Annotated in this window: 15 protein-coding genes and 2 tRNA genes; 4 read left to right on the top strand and 13 right to left on the bottom strand. The window is 70.0% G+C overall.

Features of this window, described 5'->3' with window-relative positions; translation table 11 throughout:
* Positions 1 to 133 precede the first annotated feature (133 nt).
* The 3 genes from BA895_RS23975 to BA895_RS14620 all read right to left on the bottom strand — a co-directional run bounded on the left by BA895_RS23975 (position 134) and on the right by BA895_RS14620 (position 2,985).
* Positions 134 to 295, bottom strand: a complete 162-nt coding sequence (locus BA895_RS23975; RefSeq protein ID WP_175442332.1) for a hypothetical protein — start codon at positions 293 to 295, stop codon at positions 134 to 136.
* A gap of 240 nt (positions 296 to 535) precedes the next feature.
* A complete protein-coding gene (locus BA895_RS14625) occupies positions 536 to 2,293 on the bottom strand; it encodes an aldehyde dehydrogenase family protein (RefSeq protein WP_070192619.1) in 1,758 nt (585 codons plus the stop codon).
* A 173-nt stretch (positions 2,294 to 2,466) separates the two neighbouring features.
* A complete protein-coding gene (locus BA895_RS14620; protein WP_070192618.1) occupies positions 2,467 to 2,985 on the bottom strand; it encodes a hypothetical protein in 519 nt (172 codons plus the stop codon).
* A 106-nt stretch (positions 2,986 to 3,091) separates the two neighbouring features.
* Here BA895_RS14620 and BA895_RS14615 point away from each other — a divergent pair, with 106 nt between their 5' ends.
* Complete coding sequence (locus BA895_RS14615; protein WP_070192617.1) at positions 3,092 to 4,528, top strand: GuaB1 family IMP dehydrogenase-related protein; 1,437 nt, start codon at positions 3,092 to 3,094, stop codon at positions 4,526 to 4,528.
* Positions 4,529 to 4,690: 162 nt separating this feature from the next.
* Positions 4,691 to 5,002: a type II toxin-antitoxin system Phd/YefM family antitoxin gene (locus BA895_RS14610; RefSeq protein ID WP_371327718.1), complete on the top strand. Its 312-nt coding sequence runs from the start codon at positions 4,691 to 4,693 to the stop codon at positions 5,000 to 5,002.
* A gap of 137 nt (positions 5,003 to 5,139) precedes the next feature.
* Here BA895_RS14610 and BA895_RS14605 read toward each other — a convergent pair whose 3' ends face one another.
* From BA895_RS14605 to BA895_RS14575, 7 genes are all read right to left on the bottom strand, one after another.
* Entirely contained in the window at positions 5,140 to 6,162 is a 1,023-nt protein-coding gene (locus BA895_RS14605; protein WP_070192616.1) for a M12 family metallopeptidase, read from the bottom strand.
* A gap of 313 nt (positions 6,163 to 6,475) precedes the next feature.
* The gene (locus BA895_RS14600) at positions 6,476 to 8,053 is read right to left on the bottom strand and encodes an HD domain-containing phosphohydrolase (protein ID WP_070192615.1); all 1,578 of its coding nucleotides are present in this window, start codon (positions 8,051 to 8,053) and stop codon (positions 6,476 to 6,478) included.
* A gap of 134 nt (positions 8,054 to 8,187) precedes the next feature.
* The gene (locus tag BA895_RS14595; RefSeq protein ID WP_070192614.1) at positions 8,188 to 9,264 is read right to left on the bottom strand and encodes a class I SAM-dependent methyltransferase; all 1,077 of its coding nucleotides are present in this window, start codon (positions 9,262 to 9,264) and stop codon (positions 8,188 to 8,190) included.
* Positions 9,265 to 9,414: 150 nt separating this feature from the next.
* Complete coding sequence (locus tag BA895_RS14590) at positions 9,415 to 10,149, bottom strand: hypothetical protein (protein WP_070192613.1); 735 nt, start codon at positions 10,147 to 10,149, stop codon at positions 9,415 to 9,417.
* Between the two features lie 306 nt (positions 10,150 to 10,455).
* On the bottom strand, positions 10,456 to 11,154 hold the full coding sequence (locus tag BA895_RS14585; protein WP_070192612.1) for an HAD family phosphatase: 699 nt from the start codon (positions 11,152 to 11,154) through the stop codon (positions 10,456 to 10,458).
* Positions 11,144 to 12,466, bottom strand: a complete 1,323-nt coding sequence (locus BA895_RS14580) for an acyl-CoA desaturase (protein ID WP_083283374.1) — start codon at positions 12,464 to 12,466, stop codon at positions 11,144 to 11,146. Before BA895_RS14580 ends, BA895_RS14585 begins: the two co-directional genes overlap by 11 nt.
* A 15-nt stretch (positions 12,467 to 12,481) precedes the next feature.
* A complete protein-coding gene (locus BA895_RS14575) occupies positions 12,482 to 13,573 on the bottom strand; it encodes a ferredoxin reductase (protein ID WP_070192611.1) in 1,092 nt (363 codons plus the stop codon).
* A gap of 170 nt (positions 13,574 to 13,743) precedes the next feature.
* Here BA895_RS14575 and BA895_RS14570 point away from each other — a divergent pair, with 170 nt between their 5' ends.
* Positions 13,744 to 14,859: a CdaR family transcriptional regulator gene (locus tag BA895_RS14570; RefSeq protein ID WP_254666477.1), complete on the top strand. Its 1,116-nt coding sequence runs from the start codon at positions 13,744 to 13,746 to the stop codon at positions 14,857 to 14,859.
* A 190-nt stretch (positions 14,860 to 15,049) separates the two neighbouring features.
* Positions 15,050 to 15,985: a hypothetical protein gene (locus tag BA895_RS14565; protein ID WP_070192679.1), complete on the top strand. Its 936-nt coding sequence runs from the start codon at positions 15,050 to 15,052 to the stop codon at positions 15,983 to 15,985.
* A gap of 196 nt (positions 15,986 to 16,181) precedes the next feature.
* On the opposite strand, the gene BA895_RS14560 is transcribed toward BA895_RS14565, so the two are convergent.
* The 3 genes from BA895_RS14560 to BA895_RS14550 all read right to left on the bottom strand — a co-directional run bounded on the left by BA895_RS14560 (position 16,182) and on the right by BA895_RS14550 (position 17,504).
* Positions 16,182 to 16,255, bottom strand: a tRNA-Asp gene (locus tag BA895_RS14560).
* 65 nt (positions 16,256 to 16,320) lie between these two features.
* Positions 16,321 to 16,393: transfer RNA gene (locus tag BA895_RS14555), tRNA-Glu, on the bottom strand.
* 64 nt (positions 16,394 to 16,457) lie between these two features.
* Positions 16,458 to 17,504, bottom strand: a complete 1,047-nt coding sequence (locus BA895_RS14550; protein ID WP_070192609.1) for a PHP domain-containing protein — start codon at positions 17,502 to 17,504, stop codon at positions 16,458 to 16,460.
* Positions 17,505 to 17,521: the final 17 nt, after the last annotated feature.

The raw sequence follows: 17,521 nt of genomic DNA, 5'->3' as shown, positions 1-17,521 counted from the left end.
GCCGTCCCGAACTATAGCCGAAGGCCAGAGTTGGGCGCACACCGTTCTAGACCAGGCCAGCCGAGGGGCCAACCCGCCGGCCCAGACCAGGAAGCACACGGCATCCGAGAGACGGCCTGAACCCAGAAGAGGCTCAGGCCGACGGGCCCTTGCCGCGCATGTCGACGACGGTGGTCATCGCGATGCGCAGCTCTGCCGGCCAGTCGTTCTCGTGATGGCCGACGAGTTTGACGCACCAGGCGGGCGCCCCGGCGCTGGATCCGGCGACGCTGGCATCCACCAAGATGGCGAGCACGACCCGCTCGGGCTGGCGCCGCGACTTGGGTCATCAGTTCGGTGCGTTCGTCGCCCCAATCGGCCCACGAGACCTCGTGGAGAAGCGGTGTTCGGGCTCGCGGGCGTTAGCCATGCGCCGCTCGCAACTGTCTTCCCGGAACGCCTTGCCGTGTGACCTGTATTGGCCGCACCAACCCGCGACTCAGGCGCCGCACCGTCGGCCTGCGTCAGCCCTCGTCGGCGCCCGTCGTTCCAGGTCTCAGGCCAGGAAGGCCGATCCGAAGATGCGGGGAAGCTTGGCCCACGACGGGTCGGCCGCGAAGCGGGTGAGCAGCTCGCCGGTCGTGCGGGCGCTGCGGGCCGAGACGAACCACGGCGGCTTGGGGCTGAGGGCGAACTCGCCGCCGACGGCCGATCGGGGGAACGGGCGGAAGGGGCCGCGTACGACCGTGCGCTCGACGTCGGCGAGCAGCAACGCGTTGTGAACGACGCCGATGCCGCTCTGCACGTTGTCGAGGGTGTGCCCCGGGAAGGCGCCCCACGAGGCGTTGGCGGTGAGAAAACCCACCCCGGTCCAGGCGTTGATCGCCACGGTTCCGTACTCGAGCCGCGCGACCGCTTCCTCGAAGCCGTTGCCGAGGGTCTTCATGGTCGCGGGGTCGACGAGCAGGTTCGCGCCGAGGGTGCCGACGAAGTCGTGGTTCACGAGGTCGACCGCGGCGTCGAGAAAGGCCTGGCCGGTGCCTGGCACGTCGACGATCCCGAGCACGGGGGAGAAGTACTCGGTGGTCTCGACGATCGAGGCCGCGTCAGAGCCGCGGGCGTCGATGAGCAGCCGCCCGCCATCGGGACCGAGCCGCTGCGCATCCGAGTAGGACGCGGCGGCGTCGGCGACCCGCTCCGCGCTACGGGGGTACCAAGGCGCGCGGCCGGGCGCCTTGTCCATCGCGACGCGCAGCTGCTCGACGAAGGCCTCGCGCTGCGCCCAGTCACTGCTCAGCACCACTACCTGCCCGGCGATGCAGTTGTAGCCGCCGTTGTGCAGGCGCTGGGTGGCGACGTGCGCAGCCTGAAAGGCGAGGTCGGCGCTCGACCAGTCGCCGGGCACGACGATGATCGGCGACACCCCGCCCAGCTCGCTCGTGATCGGCGTCTCGAGCAGGGGCGTGCCCGCGGCCCGGCGCTGGGCGGCATCCTCGCCGCGACCCCACACGATGAGGTCGTGCGTGGCCGCGCTGCCCGTGATGTGCACGTGCGAGATGCCCTCGTGTTGCGCGAGATAGCCGCCCACGTCGCCGCCACCGGCGACGATGGCGAGCAGCCCGCGGTCGATGAGCGGGGCGAAGGCCGCCTCGTAGGCCGGGAGCAGCTCATCAAGCGTCGGGTTGAGCTTGAGCACGACGACCCGGTTGTGGGCCACCAGCTCGTAGAGCACGTCGAGGGGCGCGATCGAGGTGATGTTGCCCGCCCCGAGCACCAGGCCCACCCCGCCGGTCTCGGAGGGGGTCCTCGCCCCGAGCCCGGCGCGCGATTGCACCTGGGCGGCGCTGACTCCGGGCGTCATCCACACGTCGGCGGTGAAGCCGTGCAGCAGCAGGTACTCGAAACGGTTGGAGGGCAGGGCCGGCACCGTCACCCGGCCGCCGGGGGCCGTGCCGAGGCGCTTCCCGTCGACGGGGCTACCACCTGAGGCCAGGGCTTTGAGCGAGTGCTGGAGCGCGAGCAGCGCCGTCAGCGTGCAGTAGGGCCCCGAGAGCCACTCCTCACCCACGAGCGGCGACTTGGGGTCGAGGCCCTTGGCGCGCACCGCGGCGGCGACCCACGCGTCAGCGGCGGCGGCGACACTGCGGTGCACGTCAGCCAGCAGGTCGGCGCGAGCCGGCAGATCCATCGCCGCCCATACCGACTCGCCCCGAGCCATCCCGGCCACGATGGCGTCGAGGCGGGCTCGATCGTCGTCAGACAGCTCGCCTTTCGGGGTGGGGGCGAAGGTGGGTGCGTTCGACTGCGTGGTCATCGGGCTCCTCGTCGGGGTGCTGCGTGGTCGCGGGCTGGCCCCAGGAGTGAGGCGGTCACCTCACGGTTCCACGTTCAGTATCGCCCGCGCCCGTTCCCCGGATGCAGCAAACGACCAGACGGCGCGGCCACTCACCCTTGGCCACGCCGCCCGTGACGACTCGCCGTGACGACTCAGGCCGACGGGCCCTTGCCCCGCACGTCGGCGACGGCGGTCATCGCCTCGCGCAGCTCGGCCAGCCAGTCGTTCTCGTGCTGGCCGACGAGCTTGACGCACCAGGCGAGCGCCTCGGCGCGCGACCGGGCGACGCCGGCATCCACCAGGGTGTCGAGCACGACCCGCTCGGGCTGGCGCAGCCGGGTCATGGCGGGCGCCGCGACGTGGGTGAACAGCTCGGTGCGGTCGCCGACCCGAACGGCCCACGAGACCTTGCGGTCGAAACGGTGCTCGGCCTCGCGGGCGATGGCGATGCGGCGCTCGCGGGTGTCCTCGCGGAACGCCTTGGCGCGACCGGCGCGGGCCTCGGCCGTCTCGGCCTCGCTCGCGTCGGCGAGCTCGACGTCACCCGTCGTCAGCACGACCGTGATCTCCTCCCGGTCGACGGTGACCTCGGGGGCGGCCGCGGTCCACTCGGCGGGCAGTCGACCGGTGAACCAGCCGCGAACCTTCTCTGTCTTCTCATTCGTAATCATGTAATTAAGATTACGTCATCGCGTCGCCAAGCCCAAGCCGTTCCGCCACCAGCGAAACCGTCCACGCGCAAAACCACGCCCACTAACCCGCCTACACTTGCTCCCCGTGCAGTTCCTCAACGGTCTCTCGCCCCAGCTCGACCTCACCTACGACGACGTCTTCATGGTGCCCAGCCGCTCGTCGGTCACCAGCCGCCTCGACGTCGACCTCGCCTCGGTCGACGGCACCGGCACGACGATCCCGCTCGTGGTCGCCAACATGACCGCCATCGCCGGGCGTCGCATGGCCGAGACCGTGGCCCGCCGCGGCGGCATCACGGTGCTGCCCCAGGACATCCCGGTCGAGGTGGTCGGCGAGGTCGTGTCGTGGGTCAAGACCCGCCACCTCGTGCACGACACCCCGATCACGCTCGACCCGAGCGTCACCGCCGGCGAGGCGTTCGCGCTGCTCGGCAAGCGTGCCCATGGCGCCGGCATCGTCGTCGACGGCCCGCGCCCGGTCGGCATCGTCACCGAGAAAGACCTCACCGGCGTCGACCGCTACACCCAGGTGCGCGACGTCATGAACGACGACATGCTCGTACTGCCCGACGGCCTTGACCCGCGAGCTGGGTTCGATCGCCTCGCCGAGGCCCGCCGCCGCGTCGCGCCCGTCGTGTCAGCGAGCGGAGAGCTCGTCGGCATCCTCACGCGCGGCGGTGCCATCCGCTCCGGCCTCTACACCCCCGCGACGGATGCCGCTGGGCACCTTCGCGTTGCGGCCGCGCTCGGCATCAACGGTGACGTTGCGACCAAGGCCGAGCAGCTGCTCGCCACCGGCATCGACGTGCTTGTCATCGACACCGCCCACGGCCACCAGGACAAGATGTTCGAGGCGCTGCGAGCCGTGCGCGCCCTCGACCCCGAGGTGCCGATCGTCGCCGGCAACGTGGTCTCGGACGCCGGAACCCGCGAGCTCATCGACGCCGGCGCCGACATCGTCAAGGTCGGCGTCGGGCCCGGCGCGATGTGCACCACCCGCATGATGACCGCCGTCGGTCGCCCCCAGTTCTCCGCGGTGCTCGAGTGTGCTGCGGCCGCCCGCGACCTCGGCGGCCATGTGTGGGCCGACGGGGGAGTGCGGCATCCGCGTGACGTGGCCCTGGCGCTCGCGGCCGGCGCCTCGAACGTCATGATCGGCTCGTGGTTCGCCGGCACGCTCGAGTCGCCCGGCGACCTCTACACCGACAACACCGGGCGGCAGTACAAGGAGTCGTTCGGCATGGCCAGTGCCCGTGCCGTGCGGGGCCGTACCGCGACCGACACCGGCTACGACCGGGCTCGCAAGGCCCTGTTCGAGGAGGGCATCAGCACAGCGCGCATGTACATCGACCCGGCCCGGCCCTCGGTCGAGGACGTCATCGACGAGATCATCGCCGGCGTGCGCAGCAGCTGCAGCTACGCCGGGGCCCGCAGCCTCGAGGAGTTCCACGACCGCGCCGTCGTCGGTCTGCAGAGCACCGCCGGCTACGCAGAAGGCCGCCCCCTCCACACCTCCTGGTAACCCTTTCCCCGCGAACGACTCGTTCGAGGTCGAACGCGGTGGTGTGCCGGCGCGTTCGCTCACCAACCCGTCGTTCGACGCCGATCATGACCCAGCGCGGTGAGGTGCATGCCGAGACCGCGCGGTACCGTTTTCGCACCCACCCGGAGGTGCGTTGTGGCTGTGACGGCAAGCGAGGCCCGCAAAAACCTGCTCTCCCTGATCGAGAAGGTCAACGATGACCGCACCCCGATCGAGATCACCTCACGGCGCGGAGACGCGGTTCTTCTCTCGCGCGCCGACTACGACGCTCTGGAAGAGACGTCTCACCTGCTGCGCGTGCCCGCGAACGCCCAGCGACTTATGGACAGCCTGAAGCAGGCCCAGGCCGGTGAACGTCAAGATCAAGGCCTGGTGCGTCAAGGCTCGCCTTCGGCCCCGACAGTTGATGCGAGCAACCGCCTGGAACCAGAACCGCCCCGCCCCGCCGACTGAACGCGGCGTTCGTTGCCGAACTCACTGTTACAGCGGCGCGTTCGAGAACGAACGCTGCGTTCAGCGGGCGGCTGGGGTAGACGCGCGGATGCCGCTCGGGCACAGCGGCATCCGGCATCGCTTCGTTTGCGCTCGGCTCAGCGCGTGCGCACCCGGATCGTGTAGTCGCCCGTGCCCTGCGGGCTGTAGTGACGCACCTGCGCGTAGTAGCGGCCCGGGAGCAGGGCGGTGCGAATGCGCGGGTTGAGGCCGTAGCCGGCGTCGTCGTCCTCGCCGATGAGGGCGGTCTCGCTGTCGGGGCCGTAGAGCTTGAGGTAGACGTCGGTCGTGCCGCGGGTCGTCACCTCGATCACCCCTTCGGTCGCCACGTCGAAGGAGTAGAGGTCCTCTTCACCCGCGGTGCCGATCGAGGCCTTCGTCTTGTCGCCGTCGATCGTCAGGGTCGTCGCCTCGCTGGGCGGCGGGGCCGAAGGCGGGTACATGCTCGCCCCGGCGACGAACGCCTTGTCGAGAGAGGAGAGCACGTCGTTGGCGTGCGTCGCGATGCCGTTGAGCGTCCACGCCGCCGGGAAGCTGTAGAGCATGATCGAGTCGGGGTCGAAGGCCGTGCCCTTGATCTGGTCGACCGCGTACTTCATGAACACGTTGTGCCGAACCTTGGCCTCGTCCCAGCTGTTCGGGGGCTTGGCGAGCGCGGCGATGACGACCGGCTCGTTCCACTGGATGCCGCCCGCCGGGTTCGAGTGCTCGTGTGCGAGGCCGATGGCGTGACCGAACTCGTGCCCCGCGGTGCCGCCGTCGAGGAAGCCGAGGTTCATCGTCGCCTCGTTCGCCGGGATGCCCTTGTTGTCGGTGCCGACGTACGACCACGCCCCGTCGTTCGGGTCGAAACTGATGCGGATGTCGGCCGCGATGTGCGAGCCGAAGTCGAACGAGATGTTGCACGCCTGCTGCCACCAGGCGGCCTGCTGACGGGCAGTGTTCTGCTCGGCCGGCGTGCCGCCCAGGAAGCTGACGGTGAGGCGGGTGCCGTTCATCCACGACTTGCCGATGGGCGATATGGCGCGGTCGCCGCCGTCGGGCCCGCGCTCGCGCCGGTGAGGGCGCATCAGGTCTTTCGGCAGGATGCGGTCGAAGCAGACCTTGGGTGACTCAGACATGGCGATCTCCCCTTGATTCCCTGTGCTGGCGCACTTGCGCTGGACTTCATGGTCCTCGTAGATGGCAGGGGCGACAGCGAAACCGGTTGATACATCTCGGGGCCGCACATTTTCCGCGAACGCCGCGTTCGGTGCCGAACTCAGTGTTGTAGCGACGCGTTCGAGAACGAACGCCGCGTTCGGTTCGGGGTGCGGATGCCGGGCCGCGGGGTTGTCTACAGACCGTGGTCAGCAGGCGGAACCGACGTGCTGTGTGCCGAGCCACCCTGGCGGCCGGAGCGGCGGCTGCAGATCGATCGGGTGAGCAGGCTTGCTAGTCAGGGTCGTTCAGGTGGGTCACCAGGCCGTGCTGGAGTGCGTAGAGGCTGGCGCCTACCCGGTTGGTCGCACCGATCTTGGTGTAGGTGCGTTCGACATGGTTGCGCACGGTCTTCTCGCTCAGCACCAGCCGGCTGGCGATCTCTCGGTTCGAGAACCCACGAGAGACCAGTCCGAGAATCTCGTGTTCTCGAGGGGTGAGCAGGTCATCGCGCCGAAGCCTCGAGGGGCGGTGCCCGGCGACGGCCAGCACTGCGTCGACACAGTCGGGGTCGAGTCGGCCTGCCCTGCTTCTTCCACGCAGCCGCTCCCTGGCCTGTTGGGGCGACATCGCGTCCCGGTAGGGCCGCGGCTCGAGCGCCGACTGGTAAGCGACCGCCGCAGCCAGGGTGCGCTCGCTGCGGCCTAGCATCGTGCCGCCGACCCCAAGCGGAAACCCGGTGCCGTCGAGGTGCTCGTGATGCGCGCGGGCGACCGTGCGCACGCCGCCCAGCCCGGGGATGCGGTCGAGCACGCGCTCGGTCAGGTAGGGGTGCATCCGCACTCGCTCCCACTCCGAGGGGCTCAGGCTGCCCTGGTTCGCCCACAGCTGGTTCGAGACGCCGAGCCGCCCCAGGTCGTGCAGGTGTCCGGCTCGGCGGAGGGTGTGGACCTCGGCGGGACCCATCCCCAGCCTCTCGCCGGCCGCCGCCGCGAGTGTGGCCACCGCCCGTGAGTGACCCAGCGTGAACGGACACTTCAGGTCGACGAAGTCGCCGATGGCGCACACCAGCCGGTCGAGGTGCTCGCCGGTGAGCCGGACCTCCCGGTCGGGAGCCCAGTTGAGGGCCTCCTTCCACTCGTCACCGTCGGGGGCGGCGGCCAACAGCTCCTCGGGGCTGGTCAGCGCCGCGTCGACCACGGCAGGGTCGAACTGGCCGCCTCGTCGGCTCCTGGCCATCGCGGTCATCGCGTCCAGCCCGAAGGTGCGGTGGTGCACCTCGGCGATGTCGGCGAACTGCGCGACCCTCATCTCGATGGGGATCTGGTCGCCCGAAGCTCCGACCGGCAGCCCCCGGCCGTCGTAGCGTTCAAAGGTGTAGGCGAGCGTGGTCGCGACCTCCGGCGAGAGCCCGATGTGTTGCGCGAGCGACGCTGCCGAGGCGCAGTGCGAGTGCACCAGCGTGGCGAGCTGGCCGTGAGCGTCTCGAAACAGCGTGCCCATCACCTTCAGCCGCTGGGCAAGAGGTTCACCCTTGGCGACGTTGCCGAGCAGGAACCGCAGGTAGGGGATGCCGGCCCAGTCGACGAGGTACGCGTCGTGACGGACCGCGATGTCGTCGCCGAACCAGCGGGCGTACTCCTGGGAGTCGGCATGGCACCCGATCCACATCACCAGGGTGGAGTAGTAGACGGTGTCGCGCTGCTCAGGTGGGAGCCCGAGCCGGTCGGACAGTCGGCAGGCGATCGTGGCCGAACGGAGCATGTGCTCGGCGGGCTGACCCAACCCGAGGTCGATCGCGACCGAGAGCGCGCCCAGAACCTCGACGAGTCGAGGAAGATCCTCACCGTCGTGCGTGCCCGGACCGGTCATGGGCTGATTCTGCTCCTAACGACGCCGCTGGTCACGGGCTCGCAACGTCGCCCCCGCCGTACCCCCTCGTGCGGGACGCCGACGGCGGGTGCGTGCGTTCGATCACCGGACCGGGCAGTGACGACCAACTCTCGTCACCAACGGATCTCCAGCACCCTGTTGAAAGGCGTCTCGGCGACCGAGGCAAACCGGGTGAAGCCACCCGCCGCAACAACCTCGCGGATCCGTGCTGGCCCGGCCTGGGTACCGAGCGCGAGACCGACGTCCTGCGCCAGGGAAGACGGGGTGCACAGCAGCGTGGAGAAGCCGTAGTAGGCCCGCCCGACCGGGTTGAGGTTGTCGCTGACGGTGTCGCCGGCCATCGGCTCGACGACCATCCAGGTGCCGTCGGAGGCCATGGCGTCATGCACGTGCCGCGCCGCACCGACCGGGTCACCCATGTCGTGCAGCGCGTCGAAGGTGGTGACGAGGTCGAAGCCGGTCCCGGGGAACGCGGTCGCAGACGCCACCTCGAACCGCACCCGCTCGCCCACGCCCGCTTCGGCAGCCCGCTGTCGGGCTGTGTCGATCGAGGCGGGGTGGTAGTCGAAGCCGGTAAAGGTGGAGCTCGGGAAGGCCTGCGCCATGATGATCGTCGACGCCCCGTGCCCGCACCCCACGTCGGCGACACTGGCGCCGCGTTCGAGCTTGTCGACGACGCCATCCATCGCCGGCAACCACTCGCCGACGAGGTGGGCGTTGTACATGGTGCGGAAGAACCGCTCGCAGCCGTCGTGCACGTCGGCGTGGTGCTCGTGCCAGCCCAGACCGGCCTGACTGCGGGCGGCGGCGAGCACGTCGTCGATGTCGTGCGTCGTACCGAGGGCGATCTGAAAGAAGCCGGGCAGGTAGGCCGGGCTGTTCGGGTCGGTGAGAGCGGCCCGCTGCTCGGGGGGCAGGGTGTACCGGCCGGTGGTGGCGTCGTACTCGACGTAGCCACCGGCAGCCTGGGCGCCCAGCCATTCGCGGGCGTAGGGCTCCCCGGTCGCGGTGGCCTCGGCCAGCTGCGCCGGCGTGACCGGCCCGCTCGCCATGGTCGTGTAGTAGCCGAGCTTGTCGCCCAGCACGACGAGAGCGGTGTTGAGGGTCGCGCCGACCTCGTCGACGGCCTTGAAGACGAAGGCCATCAGCTTGTCGACGTCGAGGGTGGGTGTCTGCTGTTGAACGGTCATGATGTTTCCTCTCGGTGCGGGTGCGGGTGCGGGTGTGAGTTGGGGTCGGCTCTGTCGTGAAAGTCGGCCTGGTGCGCGTAAGCGGCCAGGCGGTCGCCGGTTCTGAAGGAGCGAGTGGACCGCCATAGGCGGCCCTCCGGGGCCGGGGCGTCAGCGAAGGTCTGCCATCTCGCGCGGAGCTTCGGTTGCTGGGGTGGCCGCCGTGAACCGAGCCCGACCGGCGAAGAAGAGACCCCGCTGGGGCAGCCAGAAGTCGCCCAGATGCGCCTGTTGCGCCAGGGGGCCCATGGCGCCGAGGTCGTTGCCGTCCAGCGTCGCGGAGCCGCCGACGACTCGCCACACCCGCAGCGGGGCCATCTTGAAGCTCGGGCCGTTGGGGGTGCGGCCGCGCAGCCTGATTCGCCCCGACCGGAGCACGCCGCCGGCCATGGGGCTCATGGCGCCGAGCACGGCCGTGCTGTTCCAGGCCAGCGGCGGCGTGGCGCCGCCCAGCATCGTCATCGAACGGGTGGCCGGCGTCGCCCCGAGTCTCATCCGCCACGAGAGACGGGCCCCGATGGTGACGTCGACGGTCCAGTCGTCTCGCCAGGTGACGTCGATCGCGGGCACCCGCTCGACAGCCGTCACCGACCCGAAGTAGCGCGGACAGCTGACGTCGGGGTCGACGCTAGTGAAGATGGTCCAGCGGCCCATCGGGTCGCGGTACCAGACCGTGCGGTACGGCGTGCCCAGCGAGCTGGCCACCATGTCCCGTAGGCCGAGGTGGCACCCCCCGATAAACGGCACGCCCATCGCGCCGTACCCGGTGAAGCGCTCGTCAGACCCGCGGGCCAGGCGGGGGTTGGCCGCGATGGTGGTGGCTGCTTGACGTGGTGTCGTGAACATGACATCAGCGTCACCCCGAGGCCCCTGCCGGGTCATGAGGCATCGGCCTCAACTTCTCGTGCGGCAGTGCGGCGGTGCGGCGCTGCGGCGGTCGACCAGCCCGCGATGCTTCGTGGTGCCACCGGTGGATGCCGGTCAGCGGCCTGCCGGCCCAGAAGCACAAGCCCACGAACGCAGGGTTCGTGAGCGAACGCGCTGGCACACCGGCGCGTTCGACCACGAACGAGTCGTTCGCGGGGAAAGGGCGAGGGGACAGGGCGAGGGGAAAGGGCGAGGGGACAGGGGGGAGGGGGGCGGGGGGCAGGGTCAGCGTTGGCGGGTGCGGATCTCGACGATGCGCCAGCCGCGTTCGCCAGCGAGGCGGCGCAGCTCCTTGTCGGGGTTGACCGCCACCGCGTTGCCGACCCGCTCCATCATCGGCAGGTCGCTGATCGAGTCGCTGTAGGCCCAGCTGCGGGTCAGGTCGTAGCCGCGTTCTGCCGCGAGCTTCTCGATCTCGATCACCTTGCCGTGGCCGTAGCAGAACTCGCCCGCCAGCCGGCCGGTGTAGCAGCCGTTGTCGAGCTCGCTGCGGGTTGCGACCGCCCCCTCGAGCCCGAGGGCGTCGCTGATGCGCCCGACGAGCTCGATGGGGGAGGCCGACACGACGATGCGGTGGTGACCGGCATCCTTCGCCTCACGCAGCAGCGCAGCCGACTCGGGGATGACCCGGCCGACGACCTTCGGCACGATGGCGTCGGCCAGGTGGATGATCTCGGCCTGCGGGATACCCGCCACGGCGCCGAGGATGCGTTCGCGCAGCGCGTGGCTCCCGGCATCCGTCGAACCCTTGCGGTGGAAGGTCAGCGCCGTGAACGTGTCCTTGACGAGGTCGCGCCACGGCACGTGACCGCTGCGGAACGCGGCGATCGCCAAGGGGTAGTTGGCCGACCCCCGGATCAGGGTTCGGTCAAGGTCGAAGAAGGCCGCGGTCAGGCTTGCGCGCGCAGCCGGCTCAGAGGGCACTCGCCACCATCGGCAGGGGCGAGCGACCGGTGGTCGGAGCGGACTCGGGCGAGCCGGCGTCGGGCGCGGCCGGCGACGTGCGCGACTTCTTCGGCGGCAGCGCGAGCCGGAAGACCTTGGCCCACGCCTGGCCGACCTGGCGGTGGATCGGGCCGGTCGTGTACGGCAGGCCGTAACGCTCGGTGATTTCGCGCATGTGCACGGCCACCTCGTGGTACCGGTTGCTCGGCAGGTCGGGGAAGCAGTGGTGCTCGATCTGGTGGCTGAGGTTGCCCGTCATGAGGTGCATGGTCTTGCTGCCGGAGATGTTGGCCGAGCCGAGCATCTGGCGGATGTACCAGTCACCGCGGGTCTCGCCCTCGATCTCGGCCTCACTGAAGGTGTCGACGCCGTCGGGGAAGTGGCCGCAGAAGATGACCGAGTGGGCCCACACGTTGCGGATCGCGTTGGCGGTGAAGGTGCCGATCAGGGCCTGCTTGCCCGAGCCGAGCAGGGCGGCGGCGGCGGGGGTGGCGACGTAGTCCTTGGTGAACTGGCGCACCACCTTGCGGCCCACGGCCTTGAGGTCGCGCTTGAGGTCGGCCTTGCTCTTCTCGCCGTCCTTGACGGCCTCGAGCTCGAGGTCGTAGATGGCGATGCCCCACTCGAAGAACGGCGCGAGCACCGCGTTGATGACGGGGTTGAGGATGTTGAACGGCTTCCAGGGCTGGTCCTCGGCCATGCGCAGCGTCGTGTAGCCGACGTCCTTGTCCTTGCCGATGACGTTGGTCCAGGTGTGGTGCAGGTCGTTGTGGGTGTGCTTCCAGGCTGCGGCCGGAGTGACGAAGTCCCACTCCCAGGTGGTGGAGTGGATGTCGGGGTCGCGCATCCAGTCCCACTGGCCGTGCAGCACGTTGTGCCCGATCTCCATGTTCTCGAGGATCTTGGCGACCGAGAGCATCGCGGTGCCGGCCACCAGGGCGGTCTTCTTCTTCGACAGCATCAACGTGGCGCGGCCGGCGACCTCGAGGGTGCGCTGGGCGCGGATGACCCGACGGATGTAGGCGGCATCCTTCGCCCCGCGGGTGGCGATGATGGAGTCGCGCAGGGTGTCGAGCTCGACACCGAGCTGGTAGACCTGCTCGTCAGAGAGGTGGCGCGCGGCGGCGGGGCGCAGGGCGGGGGCTCCGGTGGCGGCCAGGATCGGCTTGCGCGGGCGGATGCCGCCGGGCTCGGTCGCCGGGGTCGGCTGGCCCGGCTGGGTCGCGTGCGTTCCAGAGGGCGAGGGGACCGGTGTCTCGGTCGGGGCTGACTTGTGAACCAAGGTGGGCATATGTGGGGTTCCTTCCTAGATGTCCAGGTGGACGGGGCCGGCGGCAGCATTGACACAGGTCTGGATGAGCTCGCCCTCTTCGCCGTGAACCTCGCCGGTGCGCAGGTCGCGCACCTTGCCGGCCACGAGCGGGATCAGGCAGCTTCGACAGATGCCCATACGGCATCCGCTCGGCATGACGACGCCGCAGTCTTCACCGGCGTCGAGCAGGGGGACGTCACCATCGACCTCCACCTCCTTGTCGGACTTCTCAAACGTAACGATCCCACCCTCGCCCCCGGTTCCGGGGAGCAGCACGGTGGCGAAACGCTCGATGGTCAGGTTGGCGTGGGTGGCGTCGTCGCCGTCGCGCAGCCACAGCTCGTCGGCCGCGTCGAGAAACTCGGCGGGGCCGCACGCGTAAGCGGCCCGGTCGCGCCAGTCGGGGCAGAGGCTCTCGAGGTCGGTGGTGTCGGTGAGGTCGAGGCGGCGGGGCTCATCGTTGGAGGCGTCGGGGCCCGTGTCGCGGGTGTACCAGTGCCGCACCTTGAGGCTGGGAAACTGGTCGGCCATCTCGAGAAGCTCGTCGTGGAACAGGGCCTCGTCGGGGCTGCGGGCGGAGTGGATGAGCACGACGTCGGCGTCTTGGCGGCGCGGCACGAGGGTGCGCACCATCGACATGACCGGCGTGAGACCGCTGCCCGCGGTGAGCATGAGCAGGGGGCGGGGGTGCTCGGGGAGCACGAAGTCGCCCTGCGGGGGGTCGAGGAACAGCAGGTCGCCGACCTTGGTGTCGCGGGCCAGGGCCGTCGAGACGAAGCCGATCGCGGTGACCGTGATGGCCGGGTCGTGCCCCGCGGCCGCCGACAACGAGTAGCTGCGCCACTGCCGCACGCCGTTGATCTCGACCCCGATACGGGCCCACTGCCCGGCGGCGTGGGCGTTCCAGCCCTTGCCGGGGCGAAAGGCGACGGTTGTCGAGTCGGCCGTCTCGCGGGTCACTTTCGTGACGATGCCGCGCAGCTGACGGGTCGAGCTGAGGGGGTTCACCAGGCCGAAGAAGTCTTCCGGGGCCAGCGGTGTCGTCAGCAGTGAAGCGACGCGTCGCAGGGCACGGATCTGAGGCATACCTAATCATCCACCCTGAAGGGGCTCGGCGTCTTGCGACGTCGGGTACTGTTTCACGCAGGAAACTGTCTCGTGGTGATAAGAAGGCGGTGAGGATTGTGGCGCAGACCACGTCTGACCCTCCGTGGTTGTACCTACCGACCGAAGTCAGCCAGCAAATCCGGCCTGTGGTGGCTGAGATCGTCGAGGCCATCATCGCGGGTATCCCGCTCGACGTTCCGGTCTACGCGATGCCCATGGAGGGCCGGTTCGGGCAGGGGGTCCGACGGGGCGTGCAGATCGCCCTCAACCGCTTTCTCGACCTGCCCGGAACCCGGTTGCCGGCCCTGTCCGATGACGGCAAGTGGGTCTACGAGGGCCTCGGCCGGGGCGAGGTGCGCTCTGGCCGCAGCCTCGAGTCGCTGCTCGCGGCCTACCGCTACGGCGCCCGGGTCACCTTTCGCGCGATCTCGCGCACCGTCGACGTTTCGCAGATGGCCCCCGACGTGCTGCTCGCCCTCGGGGAGTCACTGTTCGCCTACATCGACGAGCTGTCGGCCGCGAGCGCCCAGGGCTACGCCCACGAGCAGTCGGAGCGCGCCGGTGAGCAGCAGCGGTTGCGGGGTGGGCTCGTCGAGATGCTGCTGCGCGGTGACTCGAGCGACGGCGCTGTCAGCCGGGCCGCGGCCGCCATCGGCTGGACGTTGCCCGACACGATCGTGGTCGCCGTGGTGCCGTTTCCGCGCGTCGACGGCCTGCGGGCCGCTCTCGGGGCGGAGGCGCTGGTGAGCGAGCGCGGTACCGACGTCGTGGTCGTGCTGCCCTTCGCCGGGCGGCCCGCTCAGCGCTCCGCGATCGAGCGAGCGCTCTCGGGTCGCCGGGCCATCATCGGCTCGACCCGGCCGTGGCAGGAGGCGTCGGAGTCGCTGCAGCTGGCGGCGTCGGCCGCTGGTCGTGGGCTGTCGAGCCCGGTCGAGTCGGGGCCGGGCGCCCCGCCCGTGTGGGTCGACGAGCACCTCGCCGAGCTGGTCGTTCGCGCGGAGCCCCTGGCTACCGACGACTTGGCCCGCAAGCTGCTCACCCCGTTCGACTCGCTGCGGCCGGCCGTTCGGGAGCGGCTGGCCGAGACGCTGCTGTCGTGGCTGCGCCACCAAGGGGCGCGGGCCCCGATCGCCGAGGAGCTGTTCGTGCACCCCCAGACCGTCGGCTACCGCGTCGGCCAGCTTCGCGACTTGTTCGGTGCGGCTCTCGATGACCCCGAGACCCGGTTCGAGCTCGAGCTGGTGCTGCGGGCCGGCCACCGCTGATTCCACCGGCATCCGGCATGCCGCTGGGCCGCGTTGCGCTGTGCGTCTGGCACCTCCGACGTCGTGCAGGTGCCAACCGCGCAACCCGTAGTGCGCTTGACACCTCCGCGGCTTGAGAGGTGCCGAACGCTCAGCGGCGGCCTGTGCACAACGTCAGCGACGCGGACGGTTGATGAAGCAGGCTGCCTGCATGCTCGCCAGAACCGTGCGCCGCAGCCGTGCGCAGCGAGCCCGCATCGGAGCGGAGGTGGCGGCCCGGCACGCCGGGGTCGCTCACCGAGCCGATCTGCGTGCCGCGGGCCTGTCCAGGCATGACGTCGCGTCAGAGGTCAACGCCGGCCGGTGGCGGCGCGCTGGTCGGCACACGGTGGTCATCGGCACCTCAGAGCCTCAAGGCGAGGCCTTGTGGTGGCGCGCCGTGTGGGAGACCGGTGCCGGCGCGGCGCTCGACGGAGCGACCGCACTGCTGGCCTCGGGGCTGACCGGCTTCATGACCGATGCGATCGATGTCTGCCTGCCGGCCGACAACCGGCGGCACTCGGTGCCAGGCGTGCGACGTCACCAACGAGTTCGCCAGCCGGAACCGATCGGCGCCGGCGTACCCCGCGTTCGGCCCGAACACGCCGCGATCCATGCCGCGCAGTGGGCCCGCACCGATCGCCAGGCCACCCTGGTGCTCTGTCTGGTCATTCAGCAGCGCCTCGTCTCACCCCCGATGCTGCTCGAGGCGTGGAGCGCGGTTCGCCGCTCGCCGCGGCGGCAGCTGATCGACACGGTGGTTCGTGACGTCTGCGATGGTGCGCATTCGTTGGGCGAGCTCGACTTTGCGCGGCTCTGCCGCACCCGTGGCCTGCCCGAGCCCGACCGGCAGTCGGTGCGCACGCTTCCCGACGGCCGGGTCTACCTCGACGTGGCGTGGAACGACATCGGGCTCGTTGTCGAGATCGACGGTGGGCACCACGCCTTGGCCCTGAACGCGGTGGCCGACGCGTTGCGCCAGAACGAGCTGGTGCTCGGCGCCGAGCGAGTGCTGCGAATTCCCGTTCTGGGATTGCGCCTCGACCCGAACGCATTCCTCAACCAGGTCGTGCGCGCCCACCGCCTGGGCTCGCGCCGACCCGCCTGAGCCCAGCTGTGCGGTTGGCACCAGTCAGGCGGGGGAGGTGCCGAACGGGCAGCCTGTCGCGCGGTTGGCACCTGCGAGGCCAAACAGGTGCCGAACGCACAGGCGACGCGGCCGCGGGAGGGTGAGCGGCATCCGGGCTGGGGGTGGTGAACGCCAAAGCGCCGCTCCTCGTTGAGGAGCGGCGCTTCATATGAAGCGACCCCGACCGGGCTCGAACCGGCGACCTCCGCCGTGACAGGGCGGCGCGCTAACCAACTGCGCTACGGGGCCTCACTGGTAGTGCTGGTGAAACCATGGTGCTGGTGCAACTGTGACGCTGGTGGAACTGTAACGCGTATCCCCAACGGGATTCGAACCCGTGCTGCCGCCGTGAAAGGGCGGAGTCCTAGGCCGCTAGACGATGGGGACGTGAACCCGACCTATCCGTTTGGGACGAGCGAAACCATAGCCGCAGATCGGGGCTCGCTCCAAATCAACGCCCGGCCCAGGCCAGCACGTCATCGACCGGCCACGTCGTGACGATGCGTTCGGCCCAGATGCCGTGCTGCTCGGCCCGCGCGCAGCCGAGGCTCTTCATGTCGAGCTGACCGGGCGCGTGGGCGTCGGAGTCGATGGTGAAGAGGCAGCCGAGGTCGCGCGCCAGCACGATCAGCTCGTCGGGTGGGTCCTGGCGCTCGGGGCGTGAGTTGATCTCGACTGCGACGTCGTTCTCGAGGCAGGCCGCGAACACCTTCTCGGCGTCGAAGGCCGACGGGGGCCGCGTGCCCCGGCCGCCGGTGACGAGCCGGCCGGTGCAGTGCGCGAGCACGTTGGTGCGCGGATGCCGCACGGCGGCCAGCATGCGGGGGGTCATCTCGAAGGCGGGTTGGCGCAGCTTGGAGTGGATCGAGGCCGTCACGACGTCGAGCTGGGCCAGCATGTCCTCGTCCTGGTCGAGGCTGCCGTCGAGGTTGATGTCGACCTCGATGCCCTTGAGCAGGGTGAACGAGTCGCCGACGCTGGCGTTGATCGCCTCGACCCGTCTCAGCTGGTCGGCGAGGCGCTCGCGCGAGAGCCCGTTCGCGATCTTGAGACGGGGGGAGTGGTCGGTCAGCGCCATCCACTCCTGCCCCAGCTGCACGGCGGCCAGCACCATCTCCTCGATGGGGCTGCCGCCGTCGCTCCAGTTCGAGTGGGAGTGCAGGTCACCGCGTAGCGCGGCGTACAGCTCGGCGCCGTCGGTGGTGAGCGGCCCGCCGTGCTTCTTCTCGGTCTCGGCGAGGTAGGTCGGCATCTCGCCCCGCGCCGCCTGCCCGATGATCGCGGCGCTCGAGTCGCCGATGCCCTTGATCTGTTTGAGAGTTCCAGCCTTGACCCGCTCCGTCAGCTCGTCGTCAGTGATGAGCGTGATCGCGTCGCTGGCCTTGCGGAAGGCGTCGACCCGGTAGCTGCTCTCACGCCCGCGCTCGAGCAGGAAACAGATGCGCCTCAGAGCCTCGATGGGGCTCATCGGGGCCTCGGGGGCGGGGGGCTGCTCCATGCCGAGCAGCCTATCCG

Origin of the sequence: Humibacillus sp. DSM 29435 (genome assembly GCF_001758225.1) — a bacterium.
Lineage (GTDB): Bacteria > Actinomycetota > Actinomycetes > Actinomycetales > Dermatophilaceae > DSM-29435.
This window is presented reverse-complemented; position numbering and strand designations above follow the sequence as displayed.